Annotated in this window: 14 protein-coding genes; 12 read left to right on the top strand and 2 right to left on the bottom strand. The window is 41.5% G+C overall.

Annotated features, from left to right (window positions below):
- Positions 1-2 precede the first annotated feature (2 nt).
- Positions 3-1,037, bottom strand: coding sequence for a FecCD family ABC transporter permease (locus H8B21_RS15660; protein WP_190314675.1), 1,035 nt, complete (start codon positions 1,035-1,037; stop codon positions 3-5).
- Positions 1,038-1,045: 8 nt separating this feature from the next.
- Positions 1,046-1,903 carry a heme/hemin ABC transporter substrate-binding protein gene (locus tag H8B21_RS15655; protein ID WP_190314674.1) on the bottom strand — a complete coding sequence of 286 codons (858 nt, stop codon included), beginning with the start codon at positions 1,901-1,903 and terminating at the stop codon, positions 1,046-1,048.
- 251 nt (positions 1,904-2,154) lie between these two features.
- Between H8B21_RS15655 and H8B21_RS15650 the strand changes: the two genes are divergently transcribed.
- The 12 genes from H8B21_RS15650 (at position 2,155) to H8B21_RS15595 (ending at position 21,144) form a co-directional block, all read left to right on the top strand.
- Positions 2,155-4,530 (top strand): TonB-dependent receptor, encoded by a 2,376-nt coding sequence (locus H8B21_RS15650; RefSeq protein ID WP_223815069.1) that lies wholly within the window; start codon positions 2,155-2,157, stop codon positions 4,528-4,530.
- 32 nt (positions 4,531-4,562) lie between these two features.
- Positions 4,563-5,318 (top strand): HmuY family protein, encoded by a 756-nt coding sequence (locus tag H8B21_RS15645; RefSeq protein WP_223815068.1) that lies wholly within the window; start codon positions 4,563-4,565, stop codon positions 5,316-5,318.
- 48 nt (positions 5,319-5,366) lie between these two features.
- Positions 5,367-6,116 (top strand): HmuY family protein, encoded by a 750-nt coding sequence (locus tag H8B21_RS15640; protein ID WP_190314672.1) that lies wholly within the window; start codon positions 5,367-5,369, stop codon positions 6,114-6,116.
- A gap of 148 nt (positions 6,117-6,264) precedes the next feature.
- Positions 6,265-6,825: a biliverdin-producing heme oxygenase gene (locus H8B21_RS15635; protein ID WP_190314671.1), complete on the top strand. Its 561-nt coding sequence runs from the start codon at positions 6,265-6,267 to the stop codon at positions 6,823-6,825.
- 124 nt (positions 6,826-6,949) lie between these two features.
- Positions 6,950-9,406 carry a glycoside hydrolase family 31 protein gene (locus tag H8B21_RS15630; protein ID WP_190314670.1) on the top strand — a complete coding sequence of 819 codons (2,457 nt, stop codon included), beginning with the start codon at positions 6,950-6,952 and terminating at the stop codon, positions 9,404-9,406.
- Between the two features lie 19 nt (positions 9,407-9,425).
- Entirely contained in the window at positions 9,426-11,330 is a 1,905-nt protein-coding gene (glgB, locus tag H8B21_RS15625; RefSeq protein WP_190314669.1) for a 1,4-alpha-glucan branching protein GlgB, read from the top strand.
- 1 nt (position 11,331) lies between these two features.
- On the top strand, positions 11,332-12,744 hold the full coding sequence (locus H8B21_RS15620) for a glycogen synthase (protein ID WP_190314668.1): 1,413 nt from the start codon (positions 11,332-11,334) through the stop codon (positions 12,742-12,744).
- Positions 12,745-12,755: 11 nt separating this feature from the next.
- The gene (locus H8B21_RS15615) at positions 12,756-14,027 is read left to right on the top strand and encodes a glucose-1-phosphate adenylyltransferase (protein WP_190314667.1); all 1,272 of its coding nucleotides are present in this window, start codon (positions 12,756-12,758) and stop codon (positions 14,025-14,027) included.
- 194 nt (positions 14,028-14,221) lie between these two features.
- A complete protein-coding gene (locus H8B21_RS15610; RefSeq protein ID WP_190314666.1) occupies positions 14,222-15,502 on the top strand; it encodes a chloride channel protein in 1,281 nt (426 codons plus the stop codon).
- 152 nt (positions 15,503-15,654) lie between these two features.
- Positions 15,655-16,239 (top strand): RNA polymerase sigma factor, encoded by a 585-nt coding sequence (locus H8B21_RS15605; protein ID WP_190314665.1) that lies wholly within the window; start codon positions 15,655-15,657, stop codon positions 16,237-16,239.
- Between the two features lie 72 nt (positions 16,240-16,311).
- A complete protein-coding gene (locus tag H8B21_RS15600; RefSeq protein WP_190314664.1) occupies positions 16,312-17,451 on the top strand; it encodes a FecR family protein in 1,140 nt (379 codons plus the stop codon).
- A 210-nt stretch (positions 17,452-17,661) separates the two neighbouring features.
- Positions 17,662-21,144: a SusC/RagA family TonB-linked outer membrane protein gene (locus tag H8B21_RS15595; protein WP_190314663.1), complete on the top strand. Its 3,483-nt coding sequence runs from the start codon at positions 17,662-17,664 to the stop codon at positions 21,142-21,144.
- Positions 21,145-21,168: the final 24 nt, after the last annotated feature.

Below are 21,168 nucleotides of genomic sequence, written 5' to 3'. Positions count from 1 at the left end.
TATTATTTGTTTTCTTTTATTAAAATATAGAGAAAAACGGGCGTTCCGAGTAGTGCGGTAATGACTCCGATGGGTAATTCTATAGGCGCTACGAACGTGCGTGATAGTACGTCGGCTAGCGTCAATATCATTGCGCCGAGTAGCATAGACCCGATTAATACGTATCTATAATCTACACCGCCAAGTAATCTCACAGTATGTGGCACTAACAAACCAATAAAACCAATAATACCCGATACAGCAACAGAGGCACCAACGGCTAAAGTGGAAAACAGAACGACCCAGCGTTTTGTATAATCTGTGTTGATACCCAATAATGCGGCCTGATCTTCTCCAAGGGCGAATGCGTTGAGGGCTTTGCCAAAGAAGGGAAGGCAAGCCAGTGGAAGTAGAATAAACGGAAATATGGCACCGAGATTTTCCCATGTTGCCCCACCTAAACTACCGAGCATCCAGAAAGTAATGGTCCGTAATTGCTGTTCCGTAGCCATATAAGTCATCAGCCCGGTTAGCGCACCCGCTAATGCATTGATGGCAATTCCCGCTAAAAGCATCGTGGTGATATTCGGATGTCCGTTTTTTTTCGATATCTGGTAAACAGCAAATGCTGTTAAACCAGCTCCCGCAAAGGCACCAAAAGCCAAAAGATAATATCCTAATAGCTCAGAGAGACCTACAAAGAGTAGGGTTTCGAAAGCAATGATCAATACGGCAAAGAGTGACGCACCAGCCGATATGCCGATGAGTCCCGGTTCAGCTAGCGGATTGCGGAAGATCCCCTGGATCGCCGCACCGGATATGCCCAAGGCAGCACCCACTAACATGCCTAATAATACGCGTGGCATACGTATAGCAAAAAGTACATCTGCATACATCTCGTCGGCGTTCGTGTTTTGTGATAACCCGATCTTGTTTGCCAATGCGATAAATACTTCTTTGGTCGGGATATTGAATGCCCCTAACCCCAAGGATATGATTGCCGTTAATACCATGATAATTAGAAGAGTCAAGAGTATAATGCGTTGTTTAAGGATCATTTCGTCTGTTATTTGTACATGGCTTTTATGGCGGAATTGAGTTCTTGTATAGCGTCAGGTAACCTGTTGGAAAAATTGATGAGCAATGGGCCGTTCATTTGAATTATTCTTTTGTTTTTTCCGGCGCTGGTTAAACGTACACCAGGTAATTTGAGCATAGTTTCTTTCCCCCCGAGGCTGCTGAGACCGAAATCAAACATCAGTATGATATCAGGGTTTGCACTGACCAACGCCTCTGTCGTATAGGGTTTAAAATCAGCAAATTCTTGTATTGCATTTTGAGCTCCTGCCAGTTTTATAATTTCGTCTATGCTACTGCCTTTTCCCGCTACACTCATGGTTCCGGTTCCTCTGGCATAAATGAAAAGTACCTTTGGTGTTTTTGTAAAGGGTTGTTTCTTGATGGACAATTCGACTTCTTGAAGTGCTTTTTGTGTCGTGCCTACCAGTTCTTTTCCGCGATCTGTCTCACCTAATGCATCGGCCACATCTTGGATAAAATTTAAAGCACCTTTAATTGAATATTGCTGGCGGATAGCAACGACCTTAACGCCTGCGGTTCCCAATTGTTGTACAACAGCACGGGGTACCTCACCTTCAATCGCCAACACAATATCAGGTTTAAAACGGATCAAACCTTCCGATGATACCGACCTGTTTTTGCTAACTTTTGGTAATTTTTTTGCCATAACCGGCGATTCGCTTGTCACGTCCGTAGCGACAATCGAAGAACCGAAGCCTAAAGCAAACACTGTTTCTGTCAACGCGCTATTTAAAGTAATGATACGTTTTGGGGCTGCTTGCACAAAAAGTAGCGCAGTAAGCAGAAATAGGGTCAGACTATATTTTTTTAAGATAAGTTCCATAAATTTTTTGTTTTTGTGATACAAATCAAAGCAATAATTAGTCTAAATACAAGTAATTGCTAAACTTCTTTTGGGATTTTAATTACTTTTTTTTCCTTATAAATATCTGATAAATAGATAGTTGTTTTAATTTTTCTTGTATAGGTGTTTTTAGTTATGTCGGTTTTCATATATAATTTGACGGAAATCATATAGACTTTTCGATTTCATTTATGTTCTTTTGTAATTGTTATTTAGAATAATTAAAAATAATGGTTGGTCGACTAGAGATCTTTAAACAGTGTCTTTTTTTTATGTTGTTGCTCCCGTTAGGTGTTGTCTCGCAAGAGAAATATAGAATAGACGGAAAAGTCCGGTTAACAGATTTAAAGGAAACTTCAGATCAGATATTATTAACATTATGGCCGGACCAGCATGTCCTAAAGACAGATAAATCCGGACGATTTCGCTTTACAGAACTGTACGAGGGGACATATAGATTACGTATAGAGCACGTTGGGTATGCTTCACAAGAACTAGAGGTCGTATTGGAAGGTAAAGATGTGGATTTGGAAATCGAATTAGAGCTTGAAAGTTATGCAATAGAAGGAGTGGAAGTGAAAGGTAAACAGATAGCGGTGGACAATTTGGTAAAGGCAGAAAATGCAGCTATGCCCGTTACGGTCATCACCCGTAGAGAAATTGAACTCATGGGAAGCAGGCGATTGGATGAGATCATGAAAGAACAAACGGGCGTTGCCGTGGTGAACGATATTGCGAGTGGATCGCGTGCTATTGGTGTCCAAGTGCAAGGTTTTAGCAGTAACTATGTAATGGTATTGATCGACGGACAACCTATGTTGGGCCGGAATAACGGAAACTTTGATTTGTCTCGTATCTCGGTTACAAACGTGGAACGTATCGAAATGATAAAAGGAGCTTCTTCTTGCCTATATGGAAGTGATGCACTGGGCGGAGCAATCAATATCATTACGCGTCATGGAGCAATTACTCCACAGGCACACGCCTCTTTGCTATATGGCAGTCTAAACACGATCGATGCTACCGTAGAGGCGGAAACCCCTTTTGCAAATCAACGGGGCTCCGTTGTTGTATCGGGCAATTATTACAAGACGGATGGTTTCAATACAGATTCGAAATATATGATCGGAGGAACAACTATACCACCTTATAGTAATTATAGTTTTCAAGGAAGAGCACGATATCGATTATCCAGAGATGGTACATTAGGTGTGACTGCACGATATACCGAAGGGAACTCTGAAATGGTTAATATGTGGTCTGATGAATGGGTCAATGAAGATAAACAAACGGATCGCGATATAAATCTTTCCGCTAGCTACGACCATAAATTCGCCAACGGTGTACGGAGTATGAGCCGTTATTATTTTACCCGATACGAAAATGAAATGCAAGCTAATTGGATTAACCAAAATACGTTAATTGGAGCAGAAAAGTTTGGGCAGCAGGTACATCGATTGGAACAACAGTTTGCGTATGCACCTATTAGTAGTATTCAATTGACTGGAGGAATAGGCGGGAGTTTGGAACTGATGGATAATAAAGACTTAAGTCGAGAGAGAAACTTAAATACGGCGTTTGCTTATCTACAGACTGAATGGCAGCCTTTAGCAAGACTGCGAGCAACGACGGGGTTGAGATATGATCACACGAATGTTTATCGCGGGCGTGTAAGTCCGAGTCTGGGGCTGCAATATAATTTATCTGAAGAATGGCTTATGAAAGCGGGTGTTGGAGCTGGTTTCAAAGCTCCGGATTACAAAATGCGCTATCAAGTTTTTTATAATCCGGCTGCAAATTATATGGTTGTGGGGACTGATCAAGTGCGAGACGTGATGGAAGCGTTAGATAGAAATGGCGAATTGAGCTTTCAGAATTCCTACATGCTTGATTTGACTGCAGGTAATCTGAAAGCAGAAAATAGCCTGTCGAGTAACGTCGGTTTCATCTGGAATCCAAATAGCCGACTACGTGCGGAAGCTTCCATTTTTTATCATCGTATCGCTAATCAGATCAATGCGGTAGCGGTAGGGAATGGAACGACTGTGGGACAAATTTTTACATATCGTAATCTGCCTCGTGCAGCCAATAAAGGCTTTGAACTATCTCTAGGTTATCGCCCATTGGAAAATCTGAACTTATCTATAGGATACCAATACCTGATTGCAAAGGATTTATCGGTATTGGATAGTATTCGTGCTGGTAACTATCCATATAACCAAATGATCAACAATCCAATAACCGGAGAATCCCGACCCGTAACAACAGGAGATTATTGGGGGATTGAAGATCGCTCGCGCCACATGGTCAATTTAAAAGCCACGTATGAATATCAACCCTGGAATATGACATTTAATCTGCGGGCAAATATTCGTGGCCGTTATCCTTTCCAGGAAATTAACGGTAATCAGTTTATTGACGAATACGATGCCTTTGTACCAGACCATACCCTGTTAAACTTAACGATGGAGAAAAAGCTGTGGAAGAACAAGCTGACTCTTCGTCTTATAGCAGACAATCTATTGGGATTCACACACCGGTATATGCCGGGACAACCGGGTAGGGTTATATTAGGTGGCGTGAGTTATCGGTGGTTTAAGGAATGATCATTTTTAAAAAGATACAAATAAATACAATCATGATGAAGACAAGAAATATGATTATCAGTGAATTAAAGCCCATTATTGCATTGGGGAAATTAGGTGGATGTCTGTTCTGTATCATCGTATTACTTGCAATGCAAGCATGTGGAAAGGATGACGATGCCGCTCCACCATTAGAGGACGGTCGCAGCATAGTGATCTATGATCTACCAGGAGATACAGAGGCCTCTATGGGAGAAGATGTCGATGGAAAAGAACAACGAGATGCCTACACCTTTCTATTTCGCTTTCGTGACCAGAGACAAATATGGATCAAAACGAAAGAAGATTCCTTGAAGTGGCTGAAAACATTAGATTGGGACATAGCCTTCACAAGAGAGTACAATTCTGAGGTGCACATCAATAACGCACAGCATACACGAAGTCCCGGTTTTGATGGTCCTGCAACGAATACAGCGGTTACGATGATTAATCAACCCTATGATGCAGTAACCACTGCACCGAGTGATGAGGAATTTGATAAAAGTGATATCGATCGTATAGGGTGGGCTTTTTCTGAATCGTCCAGTGGCTGGTTTCGCTATAGTTTAGACACCCACTTGATGCAGCCTTTGCCCAACCGTACCTATATTATTCGATTACCTAGCGGTAAATATGCAAAACTACAGTTGATTAATGCATACAAGGGAAATCCACCTGTCGTCACGAATATGAATTGGCCAGCTCCTTATTTTACCTTCCGGTATTATGTGCAGGAGGATGGTAGTAAAAATTTAAAAACAAGCGAATAATTTACGGTTGTAGAAACCACATTTTGATAACTTTTTAACTATTTTATAATGAACAAACTATTTAGAATTGCTGCACTAGCATGTGCAATTAGCGTAGGGCTTACCGCCTGTGAAAAAAATGACGATCCTATAGAAGAAGAGGATAACGGAAATTATTACAAGCTTATCCGGGTAGAAAATCTACCTATAGCCCCAACCGACGAGGGATCTGAGCCGAATGAATCCGGTGTTTATTTTTATAGTTTATTAGAAAATAAATCAATACCACAAGACGATGTTAATTCTGCTCATTGGGATTTAGCTTTTGGAGGTATGTTTACGAGCTTCTTATCGGGTAATAATGGAACTGATGAAGGAAATCATGGCGTGGGAAGTAGTGCAGTAGGAGGGATTGCCATCGTAGAAAAGGAGTTTGATGACGTTGAACAACTCCCTTCGGGTATTGAATTCAAAACAGGTAAAGATGTGGTAGGCACGGATGATCAAGGTTTCTTTGGTGCAGGAATGGGTTGGTATCTGTATGACTTTAATGGAACACTGGTACGTGAGGGAGCAGAAGAAGACAAACATGTGGCCTATGCATTGGCAGAGCCTATTACCAAAAAAGATGGATCGGTTATCCAACCGCGCACAGTTATTTTGAAAACCGCCAATGGAGATTATGCAAAAATTAAAATGATTTCTTGTTACAAAGACTTGTTCAAACAGGAACAATGGAAAAAAGGTGCCCCGATTATGTATGCCACATTTGAATATGTATTGATTCCAGGAGATCGTAATACTTTCGAGATTCGATAGGGTCATAAATGGGTTTGGCAATCGGGCATTGAAAGGTCGATAATCTTTTGAAATGTCGGTTTGCAGACATAAAACGTCAGATTTCAGCATCCAATAAGGGGAATTAATACTAATCTTTGTATAGAAACAGTTTATAATAGAAAAGAATATGTTAAATCAAAATATCAAAGAAAACACAAAAGAGGCACACCAAACTTTAGAGGGGGTGGTGGTGAGACAACTTAAGGCCGTTCGATCTGATGCGGATTATGCAGAAGTACTTAAGAATTTTTACGCTTATTTCAATGCCGTAGAAAAAGCCATCGCTCCATTTATCACATCAGATGTGTTGCCCGATTACGCCGAACGACGTAATTCATCCTATATTAAAGCAGATATAGAAGAGCTTGGTGGAAATGTAAACGATTTGCCTACGGCGACACCGCCGGCAGTAAGCAATACATTGGAGGCATTGAGTGCATTGTACGTATTGGAAGGTTCTATTATGGGCGGACCATATATTGTACAGATGTTGAATAAATACGGTGTGACGAAAGGAACATCTTTCTTTTCCGGTTATGGAGAAAATACTGGTAAAATGTGGAGTACATTTGTTGATGTATTGAATAGGCACAGTGAAGGTTCCGATAGCCAAAAGCGAGCTATTGAAGTTGCCAACGAAACCTTTACCCGGTTTGGAGACGTGTTTAGAAGCGTAACGGCTGAATAGCACTAACGTTCAAAAAAGCAAATCCTCGCCAAGATATGGCGAGGATTTTTTTTTCTTTTTCTAAAAATTATCGTACTTTAATAGCAACGTAAATCAATTTAAAGTTAAACAAATAGAAAAGAATATGGCTGAATCCCCTAAAAAAGAAGAGATTGCTACGGATATACTAGAGGGGGAGACCCTGGATAACATCCATCACGTCAACAACCCCGTGCTTGATGTGCCCGCAGTAGAAAAAAAGTATTTGAACAAAGTTCTTTCGTATGTCAAACAAGGGAACGTGTTTGTCTTTACAGATGGGAAAGCCAGTGTAGAAGTGAAAGTGTTTTCCGATGAAATCATTCGGGTGCGTTTAGCACCTAGAAGTTTATTTCTTGATGATTTCTCTTATGCTATTAAGCAAGATTTGGACTTGCATCCTACTTCTTTCTCCATTTTGGAAATAGATGACGCTTTTCTCATCAAAACCAGTGTCGTGGTTTGTCGAATACAAAAAGAAAATTTTCTTGTTTCGTTTGAGAGCTTGAACGGCAAAGTTATGAATGCTGATCAGCAACCTATGCATTGGGAAGAGAATCCGGATTTCGGAGGTTACTATGTATATTGTACGAAACATGCGTCTGAAGACGAGGCGTTCTTTGGTTTAGGCGACAAGTCTGCCAACCTAAATTTGCGTGGTAGAAGATATCAGAACTGGAATTCGGATACCTACGGTTTTGGGTTCAATCAAGATCCGTTATATAAGACCATCCCGTTTTATATCGGTGTAACGGGTGGAGATGCTTATGGTATTTTTTTCGATAATACGTTTAGAACATATTTTGACTTTGCTGCCGAACAGAACGATCAAACAAGTTATTGGTCAGAGGGTGGAGAATTGCAATACTACTACATTCATGGACCTCAAATGATGGACGTAGTAAAACGTTATCATGAACTGACCGGCACACATTACATGCCTCCGTTGTGGGCAATCGGATACCATCAATGTCGGTGGAGCTATTATCCCGAAGCCAACGTCCGGGAAGTTGCCAGCCAGTTCCGTAAGCGCCAGATACCATGTGATGCCATTTATCTAGATATCGATTATATGGATGGTTATCGTTGTTTTACCTGGAATAAACGCTATTTCCCCGATCCTCGAAAAATGATTTCAGACTTAGCAGCGGATGGTTTTAGAACCGTTGTGATGATCGATCCCGGAATTAAGGTGGATGAAGATTATTGGGTATTTAACGAAGGGAAAGAAAATAAATATTTCTGTCGCCGTGGAGACGATTACTTTATGGAAGGATACGTATGGCCGGGACGTTGTCAATTTCCAGAATTTACAAATCCTAAAGTACGGGAATGGTGGGGCACTTTATATAGAGGTTTAGTAGAAGACGGTGTTGCCGGTGTATGGAATGATATGAATGAGCCTGCGGTTTTCGGACGAGGAACATTTCCTGACGACGTGCGGCATTTCTATGAAGGGTTTCGTGGATCCCATCGGAAGGCGCATAACGTATATGGCATGCAGATGGTACGGTCCACGTATGATGGATTGAAAAAACTCCAAAAAAATAGACGTCCCTTTACGATCACCCGTGCAGCCTACGCTGGAACACAACGCTATTCGTCTGTATGGACAGGAGATAATATTGCCACTTGGGAACATTTAAAGATTGGTATACTTCAATTACAACGCTTATCCGTTTCTGGTCTTTCATTCTGTGGTACGGATATCGGTGGGTTTACTGGAGAGCCGGACGGCGAACTTTATACTCGTTGGATGCAATTCGGTGTATTCTCTCCGTTTATGCGCGTCCATTCTGCAGGGGATACACGTGATCGAGAGCCTTGGAGCTTTGGTCCAGAATGGGAATCTATCTGTAAAAAATTTATCGAACTTCGTTATAAATTACTGCCTTATATCTATTCGGTATTTTGGAGGCAACATAAGTATAGGGAACCGATTTTGCGTCCTATTTCACTACTGGAACAGCATAAACCGGAAAACCTGCAACGGGAAGAGGAATTTGCCTTTGGCCACAATATCCTTGTTTCGCCTGTGATCCACCCCGGCCAACAGTCAAAGATCGTGTATCTACCGGAAGGTAATTGGTATTATTACTTTGATAATACGCTGCTTGAAGGCGGACAAGAACATGATGTGGAAACGCCATTGGACGAAATGCCCATCTTTATTCGTGAGGGAAGTGTTATTCCTGAATTTCCAGTGATGCAATACACCATGGAAAAAAATATAGATGCGCTAAAGCTAAATGTTTATTGGGGACAAGGACGATATGAATCTCACGTCTATACAGACCATGGCGAAACTTTTGCTTATGAGCAAAGTGTATACAACGAAAAATATTTTATTGTGGAAGGGGAACAAAACAGCTTAGCTGTTGTTCAACACTTGGAAGGGCTGTATCATGAACGTTTTGATAGTTATAAGATTTACTTTATTGGACTCCCCTTTGCTGTTAATCATATAGAAGTAGATGGAGATGTATTGAACATGTTAGTAGATGAAGAAGGCAGATATTATATCACTGTTGAAAAAGAATTTCGACGGTTAACCATTTCATAAATTATAAACAACTTAGATTATGGGGCAGGCAGTAGAGGTCTATTCGTTATTGACGGATTTCGATATTAATTTATTTCGTGCCGGTAGGCATTTTAAGCTGTACGAAAAATTAGGTTCGCATACCGTAACACACAAGGGAAAAGAAGGCGTACACTTTGCGGTCTGGGCTCCAAATGCGGCATCAGTTTCCGTAACAGGTAATTTCAACGGATGGAATCCCCATAGTCATCAATTGCATGTCCGTTGGGACAGCAGTGGTATTTGGGAAGGCTTCATTGAAGGGCTGGAGTTAGGTGAGGTATACAAGTATCATATTCATTCAAATAGCGGAGAACGTCTTGAAAAGGCAGATCCATTCGCATTGGTGAACGAACAACCACCTCACACTGCTTCTGTCGTAGGAACAACCTGGTACCAATGGAATGACCAGTCATGGATGAGACAAAGACAAGCGTATAATGCACTTGACAAACCATTTGCCGTATACGAAATGCATATTGGTTCTTGGTCACGCGATCCGTCTGACCCGGAACGTTTTCTGAGTTATCGCGAGATTGCTGATAGATTGGTGCCTTATCTTAAGGAAATGGGATTTACGCACGTTGAATTTATGCCCTTGATGGAACACCCATTTTACCCCTCTTGGGGATACCAAATTACAGGCTATTTTGCGGCATCCTCTCGGTATGGAAGTCCGCAGGATTTAATGCACCTCATCGAAAGCTTACATAAAAATAATATTGGTGTTATCCTAGATTGGGTACCATCCCATTTCCCCGGAGATGCTCACGGTTTGTATAGGTTCGACGGTTCACATCTCTTCGAACATGAGGATCCACGCAAGGGATTCCATCCCGATTGGAAGTCGTATATCTTTAATTATGGAAGAAATGAAGTTCGTTCTTTCTTAATTTCGAATGCTTTTTTCTGGTTGGATAGATATCATATAGATGGCTTGCGGGTAGACGCCGTGGCTTCTATGCTCTATCTTGATTACTCCCGCAATGAGGGGGAATGGATACCGAACGAACATGGCGGCCGTGAAAATTTGGAGGCTGTACATTTCTTAAAGGAATTTAACGAAGCCGTGTATGCTCATTTTCCCGATGTACAGACGATCGCTGAGGAGTCCACTTCATGGCCTAGTGTGAGCAGACCGATATTTGCGAATGGTTTAGGTTTCGGTATGAAATGGATGATGGGTTGGATGCACGATACGTTGAGCTATTTCAAGGAAGACCCCATTAATCGTCGGTATCATCATGATAAGATAACTTTCGGAACGGTATATGGTTTCCACGAGAACTTTATGCTGCCTTTATCACATGATGAAGTGGTACACGGCAAGCAGTCTCTTATTTATAAGATGCCGGGCGATGAATGGCAAAAGTTTGCCAACTTGCGTGCGCTATATCTTTATATGTATACGTTTGTGGGAACGAAGCTCTTGTTTATGGGAGGGGAGTTTGGTCAAACCTCCGAATGGAATGTTAATCAATCTCTTGATTGGCATCTCACGCAGTTTGAACCACATCGTGGCATACAACAGTTTGTGAAAGACCTTAACATGTTGTATCGGGGGCAGCCTGCTCTATATGAACGAGCGTTTAGCCCCGAAGGCTTTCAATGGATAGAACTTGGCGATCATGAAAATAGCGTATTTGCCTATCTACGCCGCGGAAGTACCTCATCTGATGATGTGTTGGTTGTTCTGAATATGACACCAGTCGTGCGAGACTACCGCGTAGGCGTTCCTACAGCAGGTGTTTGGGAAGTAATTCTCAATTCGGATGATGTATCATATTATGGAAGCGGAATACATCAGCATGCTGCCTCTTCCGAAGAAGTGGAATGGATGGGTTACAGGCAATCGATAAAGCTTAAATTACCGCCTTTAGGCGGACTAATCCTTAAACAAGTTTAATATGCACGTAATACATTTAAGTGTGGAATGTTTTCCCTTAGCGAAAGTAGGCGGATTGGCTGATGTAGTAGGTGCATTGCCAAGATATCAGCGTAAACTCGGTATCGATGCATGGGTGTTATGTCCATACTACGATAGGCCTTTTACACGTGACAACGACTTTTCATCAATTGCGAAAGGCTCTTTTTTTCAGGGATCGGAAGAACTGCACTATGAGGTGTTAAAGGAAACCGAGGATAGTTTAGGCTTCCCCCTTTACCTCATTCGCATACCCGGTAAATTGGATAGACAGGAAGTATATTGCTATCCGGACGAAGCAGAACAATGGATAGCTTTTCAACATGCATGTTTAGATTGGCTTAAAAACAGTGAGATTAAACCCGATGTTATTAACTGTCATGATCATCATGTAGGGTTAATCCCATTTTTGACGAAGCATGCTGTTGACTTTAAAGAATTTGAAAAGGTGAAAACTGTATTTACCGTGCATAACGGTCAATACCAAGGCTGGATGAATTGGAACAAGGGGATTCTGTTGCCCGCATTTGATACGTGGAAATGGGGGCTATTAGATTGGGACGGGCTCATCAATCCACTAGCGGCAGCTATCAAGTGTTGTGATGCTTTTACGACCGTCAGTGAGGGGTATCTTCAAGAGTTGTACGGACAGGCAAATGGATTGGAAAGTTTATTCTTTTCGGAAGCAGCAAAAGGTTATGGTATTGTCAATGGAATCGATGACGCATATTGGAATCCGGCAGAGGATAAATTGATACCGGTTAACTATGATATTGAGTCCAGCAAAAAAGGGAAAGCGAAAAATAAGAAAGCGCTTTGTGAAAAATATGGTCTAGATGAAACATTACCGCTGTTAACCTATATTGGGCGTTTTGCTACGGAGAAAGGGGCGGATTTATTGCCTGAAATTGTTGTAAATATTTTTTCGAATAATGAAAATAAAATCAGTATATTTATCTTAGGTTCAGGTGATGCACAGATTCAAGCCAATTTACAGGCATTATTGGCAGCATATCCGGGTCGTTTAGCAGCGTTCTTTGGCTATAATGAAGCATTGGCGCATGAGGTATACGCCGCTGCAGATATGATATTAATGCCGTCTCGCGTGGAGCCCTGCGGATTGAACCAGTTGTATGCCATGAAATATGGTACTATTCCCATCGTCCGCGGAATAGGGGGGTTAAATGATACCGTACGGGATGTAAGCGAGAAAAATGGTTATGGTTTTCTCTTTCCGGATGCTAACCCGGAAGGTGCTGTTTCGACCATTGAACGTGCCTTAGATTATATCGGGCAGCGCGGAAAAATGCAAAGAATTCGGAGAAAGGAAATGGAGTTGGATTTTTCTTGGGATAAATCTGCTCAACAATATATCAATTTGTATAACCGGTTATAAATTTAAATGGTATGGCACACAAAGTAGTATCGATTGTATTGGGAGGAGGACGCGGAACACGCCTTTTCCCATTGACAGAACAGCGCTCTAAGCCAGCAGTTCCTATCGCAGGGAAGTATCGTTTGGTCGACATTCCCATTTCCAATTGTCTGAATTCCGGATATAACAAGATTTTCGTCTTGACGCAGTACAATTCCGCGTCGCTGAATCAGCACATTAAGAATTCTTACAATTTCAGTATTTTTAGCAAAGGCTTTGTGGACATACTCGCTGCCGAACAAACCTTGGAGGGAGACCGATGGTTTGAGGGTACGGCTGATGCTGTTCGACGTACACAGAAAAATTTAGTGAATGTCGACTACGATTATGTACTGATTTTGTCGGGAGACCAACTGTATCAAATGGACTATTCGTCCTTGATTGATTTTCATGTGGAGAATGGTGGTGACGTTACTATAGCCACTATTCCGTCCAACGCTAGAGATGCGACAGGGTTTGGTATTTTAAAGGCGAATGAGGAGAATGAGATTACTTCTTTTACGGAAAAGCCAGACAGTGAAGAGGTCTTGAACTGGGCCTCCGAAGTGTCGGAGGATATGCAACGACAAGGAAGACTTTATCTGGCTTCGATGGGAATTTACGTGTTCTCCAAAGGCGTATTGCGACAAATGCTTGCGGAAAACCCGGGAATGGATTTCGGAAAGGAACTTATACCAGATGCCATTGAAAACCAAAAAGTATTAAGTTATCAGTTCGATGGGTATTGGACAGACATTGGAACTATCCGTTCCTTTTTTGATGCCAATATCGGATTGACAGATGATGTCCCGGATTTCAACCTATTTGACGAAACCGTCTTTACACGTGCAAGGATGTTACCACCCTCGAAGATTTCGGGTACAACGTTAAATAACACCATTGTGGCGGATGGTTGTATCTTGAATGGTGATAAGTTAGAACGTTCCGTTATTGGTGTACGATCGCGTATAGGAAAAGGGACGGTCATTAAATCTACCTATATGATGGGAGGAGATCATTATGAGGATCTCGAAGAGGTTATTACATTAGGAAATACACAACAACCGCCTCCGATAGGTGTGGGAGAGCGATGCTATATCGAAAATGCTATCCTTGATAAGAATTGCCGAATCGGAAATGATGTACGCATAAAAGGCGGTATACATCTACCTGATGGTGATTTTTCAACGCATGCCATACATGATGGTATCGTGGTCATTAAGCGTGATGCGGTTATTCCCAATGGAGCAACAATTGGTTGTTAAATCCTTACAATCCAATAAATAACTTGAGAAAGCTTTCCAAAAATTTTGGAAAGCTTTTTTTAGATAGATGTAGCAGTATTCTATATTTATTCCGTCCTTTGTCGAAAATAGCATTTATTCACTGGTGATACACGCAACTTATGCTATTCGGAAAAAAATCAATAATATAGAAAAGAAAAGGTAAGGTAAGGTAAGTGGATAGAAATAAGATTATCAAACAACATTACTGGAAACTTACAGTAGTTTCGCTAGGGATAGCTTTAGTTTGTTGTTTACTGGCCTATACATTAAAACACGCCACCGAATGGGTAGAAATTCGAATGCTAGAATGGATTTCCAATACAAATACGTGGTTTTTTCTGTTATTTCCAAGTATAGGCATTACGGCTATCTATTTTCTACGGAAATGGTTGTTCCACAACCGTAAGAATAAGGGGCTCACGGAAATTTTCAAAACGTTAGACGACAGAAAAGACCATCTCCCATTATTTAAGATCCCGTCTCATTATATCAATGGTTTTTTGACGGTTGTCTTTGGTGGCTCGACTGGGGTGGAAGTATCCACTGTAGTCGCTACTGCATCTATTGGTAATGCTGTTTATGAAAAAAGAGGTGTTGCCAAGATGTACAAACGCGAATTAATTTGTGCTGGGGTAACTGCAGGTGTGGCGGTATTATTCGGGAGTCCGTTTGCGGGTTGGCTTTTTGCTATGGAAGTCGTCGCTAGAACATTCAATAAGACACTTTTTCTGGCATGCACCACAGCAGCAATCACCTCCGGGATATTTGTTCATTTTTTTGATAATCATCCGTTTTTCACCTATACTGTCCAAGATTGGTATACGAGTGCATTACCTTTTTTTATCCTTTTAAGTGTGCTGTGCGGATTGCTGTCCATCTATTTCACGTTGCTAGTTACACGTATTAAAATGTTTTTCTCACAGATCAATAACAACTTTATACGCGTTAATCTCGGCGCACTAATTGTCGGAGGATTAATTTTTTGCTTTCCGCTGTTGTATGGCGATAGCTACCACGGTCTGAAAGGGGTGGTCGATACCGCAATAACGGGAGGACAGTTGTCTTTGGGAATACTTTTTTTGGTTGTCCTTCTGAAGCCTTTAGCAGCTTCCCTAACCCTTGGGGCAGGCGGAGATGGAGGGGTTTTTGCTCCGAGTATCGCCGCAGGTGCCTTATTAGGACTGGGTTTTGCTATATGTTGCAATACATTCTTTGGCACTAACCTTATTCTGATCAACTTCATCCTAGCAGGAGCAGCGGCAACGTTGTCGGCATCGATCTATGCCCCATTTACCGCTCTTTTCCTAGTCTGCGGATTAGCTGCCAATGGGTTTGAATTGTTTTTACCTATTTTGATCGTATGTTTTGTAGCGAAATATGCGGCACAAAAGATATTGCCCTACAACGCTTATACCTATGATGGTTTTTTAGCCAAACGGAAGATGGTAGGGTGAATCGTTTGTTTTTTATCATTTCCGGAATTATATTTTATACTAAAATAAGATCCCCTTAACATCCAGTTCATATAAAAATATTTCTTTCGTATCGAAAAAAGATATATTTTTGGTCACAGATACACCGACCATTTTTAAACAAGTATGTTATAATGTACGAACCCCTTGAAGATAAACTTTTGTTGTCTTTCGTTCAAAAAGGAAAAACGGAAGCCTTCCGAGAGCTTTATGAACGCTATTGGGAAAGTCTGTACGCACAGGCCAAGGCTATGACTTCCTGCGATGATACGGCAAAGGATATTGTACAAGAAATATTTGTGGAGCTTTGGGACAAAAGAGAAGATTTAAATATCCAACTGTCTTTGAAGGCGTATTTATACAAAGCCACTCGCAATAAAGTGCTGAACACCTATGTTCACCATAAGGTTCACGAGAAGTATATACTTTCCCTTGTTCAGTATTTTGAAGCGGGGGAAAACCAAACCGATTATCTATTGCGGGAAAATTTGGTGCGGGAACGGATTACCGAAGAGATAGCCGCCCTACCAAGTAAGATGCGCCAAATTTTTGAAATGAGCCGCAATGAACACAAAACCTATAAAGAAATTGCGGAAGAACTCAATATCTCCGACAAAACGGTGAAAAAGCAAGTCAGCAATGCGTTAAAGATACTCAAGTCTAAGTTGGAGGTTGTCTTCTATTATATTCTTTTTGTCGCATTAACTTTCCTCTTTTAAACTATTTGCATTTTTTTCTACTACCTCGATAGGGGGAATCTTGTCTTTTAGTCGTAAAGGATATAAATCCATATGACTGAGAAAGAAATTCACGCATTAATAGAGAAATATATTTCCGGCAAATGTTTGCCCGAAGAAAAAGAATTTTTGGAGCGTTGGTATGCCGATGAACTTCAAAAAAGAATTTCTGAAAACAACCAAGGTAACCTTCAGGCGGTAAAAGACGAGTTATGGGAACGCATCATTGATGAAAGACCAGAGATTACAAAACGTAGGATAGCGTGGCGTGTCTGGGCGAGCGTGGCGGCTGTCTTGCTGGTGGGCTTTTTTGTGATATACCAAAGTCAACAAGCACCCCATACCGACGAAATTGCAGAAGAAAAAATCGTGAACCATACCGAAAATGTTTTGCCCGGAGGAAATAAAGCCATATTAACCATGGGGGACGGAAAGCAATTTGTTTTGACCGATGAAGAGGAAGGTGTGATTGAAGAGGGAGATGGTTTTGTGATCCGAAAACAGGATGATGGGCTGGTTTCTTTTGAGATAATGGGGCATCCAGACCGTGTGACTTCGATTAATAATACCATTGAAACACCGAAAGGAGGTATTTATCAAGTGATACTACCCGATGGCTCAAAAGCTTGGTTGAATAGCGCTTCTTCCATATCGTTTCCGTCCAACTTTTCTAAAGAAGAAAGAAAGGTATCTATTAAAGGAGAAGTATATTTTGAAGTGCAACGAGATGTTTCCAGACCGTTTCGTGTCGAAGCTTCACAACAACAAATTGAGGTATTAGGAACCAAGTTCAATATCAACGCGTATGCTGATGAACCTTATATTCGCACATCTCTCTTAGAGGGTAGCGTCAGCGTCAAAGGAGCACAGCGAGAACATGTATTGAAGCCTGGTTTTGAAATGATAACGAACAAAAATGGAAAGGACAGAATAGCGAAAGCTGATATAGAAGCTATCATGGCTTGGAAAGAGGGGGTATTCCAATTTGATCGGGTAGAGTTGGGCGTACTGATGCGACAATTAGCCAGATGGTACGATGTAGAAGTTATCTATACGGGTGGGTATCCAAAGGATGAATTTGTCGGTAAAATAAAAAGGAATGAAGATATTCAAAAAGTGCTGGACATATTAACATACGGAAATATAGATGTTTCCCTTGAGGGTAGAAAACTGATGGTTGGACAAAAAAACTAAATGTATGAAAGGAAAACAATAAAAAATAAAAAAACGGTAGTACTGCCATACTACCGCTAAATAATCAAATAGTAAGATTGAAAAATCGGATACATCAATTCACTACTTAACTATATCAAAAATATGAATTTAAACGGTTTACGGAAAATACCTTTCTGTAAAATTTATTCTTCACAGATTTTTAGGGTTATGCGACTTACAGTATTATTTATGATTCTTGGAACATTTCTTTTGAGTGCCAAGGGTTATTCCCAGCATGTGAGTTATGAAGGTAGTAATGTTTCGCTAGAAGACGCACTAAAAGAGTTTAGCCGTCAGACAGGATATTACCTTTTTTACAAACATAACGAAGTCAAAGGTTTTAAGGTCGCTCACATCAAGACGAGTAGAACCAACTTGGAACAAGCGATGCAATTATTATTAAAAGGCTTGCCTTTTGATTTTAATTTAAAAGAAAAGACCATTATCGTCAACAAAATCCATCAAACCAAAAGCCACTTAGAATCTTATGTACCACCTGTTCAGCAGCGCCCCATTTCGGGTATTGTTCGCAACGAGAAAGGCGAAGTTTTATCAGGAGCCACCGTAGCGATTAAAGGTACGTCGAAAGGTACGATGACAGGAGAAGATGGACGATTTGAGATCGTAGGTGAAAACGGACAGGTCTTGGTCGTCTCCCTTATAGGTTATAGACCGCAGGAGATAAGTATCGGAGATACCAAGGTATTTGGGATAGAGTTAGCAGAAGAAGTTGCCGATCTGGATGAAGTTGTCGTGGTAGGGTATGGTACGCAGAAAAAAGTGAATTTGACGGGGGCAGTAAGCCAGATTTCGGGTGAAGATTTTGAACAGCGTCCCGTTACGCAACTTAGCCAAGCATTACAAGGCGCTATTCCCAACGTTAATGTAACTTTCGGTTCGGGAAGACCGGGTACCAGTGGTGGTGTCAACGTGCGGGGAACCACTTCGATTAATGGGGGAGGGCCGTTGATTCTGATTGATGGCATCCTGGGAACATTAGATCGGGTCAACGTAAATGATGTGGAATCCGTTACGGTGCTAAAAGATGCTTCTGCCGCAGCTGTGTACGGAGCGCGTGGAGCATTTGGAGTGATATTAGTGACGACTAAAAGCGCGAAAGAAGGTAAAACAAATATTGCATATACGACCAATGTAGGCTATACCACACATGCCGTCAATACCGATTTCATTACATCGGGGTATTGGAATGCCAGAATCAATGATGATGCGATGTACAACGCCCTTGGATATGGAACTACACGCTATAGTGAGGAAGATTACGCTGAACTGTGGGCACGGGTTAATGATAAGACGGAACACCCCGATAGACCGTGGGTAGTTGTCAAACAAAATGCCAGTGGGCAAGATATGTATCGCTATTATGGGAATTTTGACTGGTTTAATTATTTATATAACGATAAGCGTCCAAAGCAGGAGCATAATGTCACGATTTCCGGCGGAAATGATAAGACCCGATATTCAATAACGGGAGCAACTTCAAAAGAACAAGGGCTTCTTAACATTAATCCTGACCACTTCAGAAGATATAACCTACGGGCGAAGGTACAGAGTGAGTTAAAAGACTGGTTGACAGTCAGCAACAATACCCATTTCTTTAAGTCTTCGTATGATTGGCATGGCTTAGCTACCAATTTCAATGAGGTATCAAACAATGTAAGCAATGACCCCATTTATCAATATCATCCGGCGTATGTACCTCGAAATCCCGACGGTACATTAACAGGATATTCAGGAATCAATAGTTATCCTATTGGTTATGGTTTTCATAATGCCTTGGAAAGTGGTACAATGAAAGGTTATAACAATGGAACGGAGATGACCAATACCACAGAGGCAATATTCAAGTTGGCAAAAGGTTTGACCATGACAGCCAATTATTCCTACCGGGAGTATCGGACAGATTATTCCTATCGGTCTACGCCACAATATTATTCCAAATTTCCCGGTGTTATGGAACGTCATAATTTAGCCGCACTCAGTTCGGATCGATTGGATGAACACATGACCAAATTCTATTGGAACTTTATCAATATTTTTGGAAATTACGAAACAAGCTTTGGTGACCATAATCTTAGCGTGACTGCAGGTTTTAACCAAGAAGACCGAACATACAAACGCATCGGCGGTATCGGCGATAATTTACTTTCCGAAACGTTGAATGACTTAGATCTAGTCGTCGGAAATAAACAGTTCAAGGGTGGTGCTGATGAATGGGCAGTACGCGGTGGTTTTTATAGATTTAACTATAATTTTGCTGAAAAATATCTCTTTGAGGCAAGTGGTCGTTACGACGGAACATCCCGTTTTCCCAAACGCAGCCGATTTGGTTTCTTCCCATCGTTCTCTGCCGGATGGCGTCTTAGCGAAGAGCCGTTTTTCGATAATATACGCCCGTTGATAGGGAATTTGAAGATCAGGGCATCCTATGGGTCACTTGGAAATCAAGAGGTCGATACGTATGCCTATATCTCTTCTATGGGTACAGGACAGATTAACTATGGGGTAGACGGCCAACGACTCCCGGTAACGAACCACCCTGCTCCGGTAGCAAATACGTTGACATGGGAAAGCATCACGACCAGTAACCTTGGTTTGGATATCAATATGTTGAAAAACCGCTTGTCAGTAGAAGCGGATTTCTATATCCGGGATACACGTGATATGCTTAGTTTAGGTCAGAAACTGCCAGGTGTATTTGGTGCGACCGAGCCGCAGGTGAATGCAGCCGATCTTCGAACCAAAGGATTTGATTTTACCATCGGATGGAACGACCAGTTTCAATTAGCGGGGAAACCTTTTTCTTATAATATAAGAGGAGTATTATCTGATTACGTAGCGCATATTACGAAATTTGAAAATCCCGATGGACATCTCAGTTCACATTATGTGGGTAAACAGTGGGGAGAAATCTGGGGATATACTTATGCGGGATTCTTTAAGACGACAGAGGAAGCACAGGCTTGGGCTTCTATCGTAGACCAAGACCAGATTAACCGTCGGAGGGTGCAAGCGCCTACAGAAGAACTGCGTATGCTGCAGGCGGGGGACATTAAGATTATGGATATTAATGGGGATGGCATTATCAATAGCGGAGCCAATACCTTGGATGATCCGGGTGACCGGAAAATCATCGGAAATAGTCTGCCGCGCTATTCTTATGGGTTGACTTTAGGTGGAAATTGGAATGGAATTGACATGACGGTTTTCCTCCAAGGTATTGGTCGCAGAAATTGGTATCCAAACCTCGAAAGCCAGGCTTTTTGGTCGGTATATGCACGTCCATACGACTCGTTTATCCCGGTTGATTTTCCAAATAAGGTATGGTCGCCAGAGAATCCAAATGCTTACTTCCCATTGTTACGTGGCTATATAGCCCAGAACTCGGAATTGTCGGTCGCGAATGATATGTATTTGCAAGACTTGGCATATTTAAAACTGCGCAATCTGACTATCGGGTATACGTTGCCGCAACAGTGGATGGACCGAATTAAGGTAAATCGGTTGAGGGTGTATGTGGGAGGTGAAAATCTGCATACATGGACAAAGTTAAAAACGGATTATCTGGATCCCGAAGAAGTCATGTCGGATCCAACCGGTCGAACATATCCGATGGGCAAGATCTATTCGTTTGGCGCACAATTAACTTTTTAATCCAGTAAACAGCATTAGAAATTA

Origin of the sequence: Sphingobacterium chuzhouense (assembly GCF_014692525.1) — a bacterium.
Classification (GTDB): domain Bacteria; phylum Bacteroidota; class Bacteroidia; order Sphingobacteriales; family Sphingobacteriaceae; genus Sphingobacterium; species Sphingobacterium chuzhouense.
This window is presented reverse-complemented; position numbering and strand designations above follow the sequence as displayed.

Excerpts from the sequence above, each read along its gene's own strand:
- H8B21_RS15660 (WP_190314675.1), bottom strand. The coding sequence starts at position 1,037 with ATGATCCTTAAACAACGCATTATACTCTTGACTCTTCTAATTATCATG.
- H8B21_RS15655 (WP_190314674.1), bottom strand. The coding sequence starts at position 1,903 with ATGGAACTTATCTTAAAAAAATATAGTCTGACCCTATTTCTGCTTACT.
- H8B21_RS15650 (WP_223815069.1), top strand. The coding sequence starts at position 2,155 with ATGGTTGGTCGACTAGAGATCTTTAAACAGTGTCTTTTTTTTATGTTG.
- H8B21_RS15645 (WP_223815068.1), top strand. The coding sequence starts at position 4,563 with ATGATGAAGACAAGAAATATGATTATCAGTGAATTAAAGCCCATTATT.
- H8B21_RS15640 (WP_190314672.1), top strand. The coding sequence starts at position 5,367 with ATGAACAAACTATTTAGAATTGCTGCACTAGCATGTGCAATTAGCGTA.
- H8B21_RS15635 (WP_190314671.1), top strand. The coding sequence starts at position 6,265 with ATGTTAAATCAAAATATCAAAGAAAACACAAAAGAGGCACACCAAACT.
- H8B21_RS15630 (WP_190314670.1), top strand. The coding sequence starts at position 6,950 with ATGGCTGAATCCCCTAAAAAAGAAGAGATTGCTACGGATATACTAGAG.
- glgB (WP_190314669.1), top strand. The coding sequence starts at position 9,426 with ATGGGGCAGGCAGTAGAGGTCTATTCGTTATTGACGGATTTCGATATT.
- H8B21_RS15620 (WP_190314668.1), top strand. The coding sequence starts at position 11,332 with ATGCACGTAATACATTTAAGTGTGGAATGTTTTCCCTTAGCGAAAGTA.
- H8B21_RS15615 (WP_190314667.1), top strand. The coding sequence starts at position 12,756 with ATGGCACACAAAGTAGTATCGATTGTATTGGGAGGAGGACGCGGAACA.
- H8B21_RS15605 (WP_190314665.1), top strand. The coding sequence starts at position 15,655 with ATGTACGAACCCCTTGAAGATAAACTTTTGTTGTCTTTCGTTCAAAAA.
- H8B21_RS15600 (WP_190314664.1), top strand. The coding sequence starts at position 16,312 with ATGACTGAGAAAGAAATTCACGCATTAATAGAGAAATATATTTCCGGC.
- H8B21_RS15595 (WP_190314663.1), top strand. The coding sequence starts at position 17,662 with ATGATTCTTGGAACATTTCTTTTGAGTGCCAAGGGTTATTCCCAGCAT.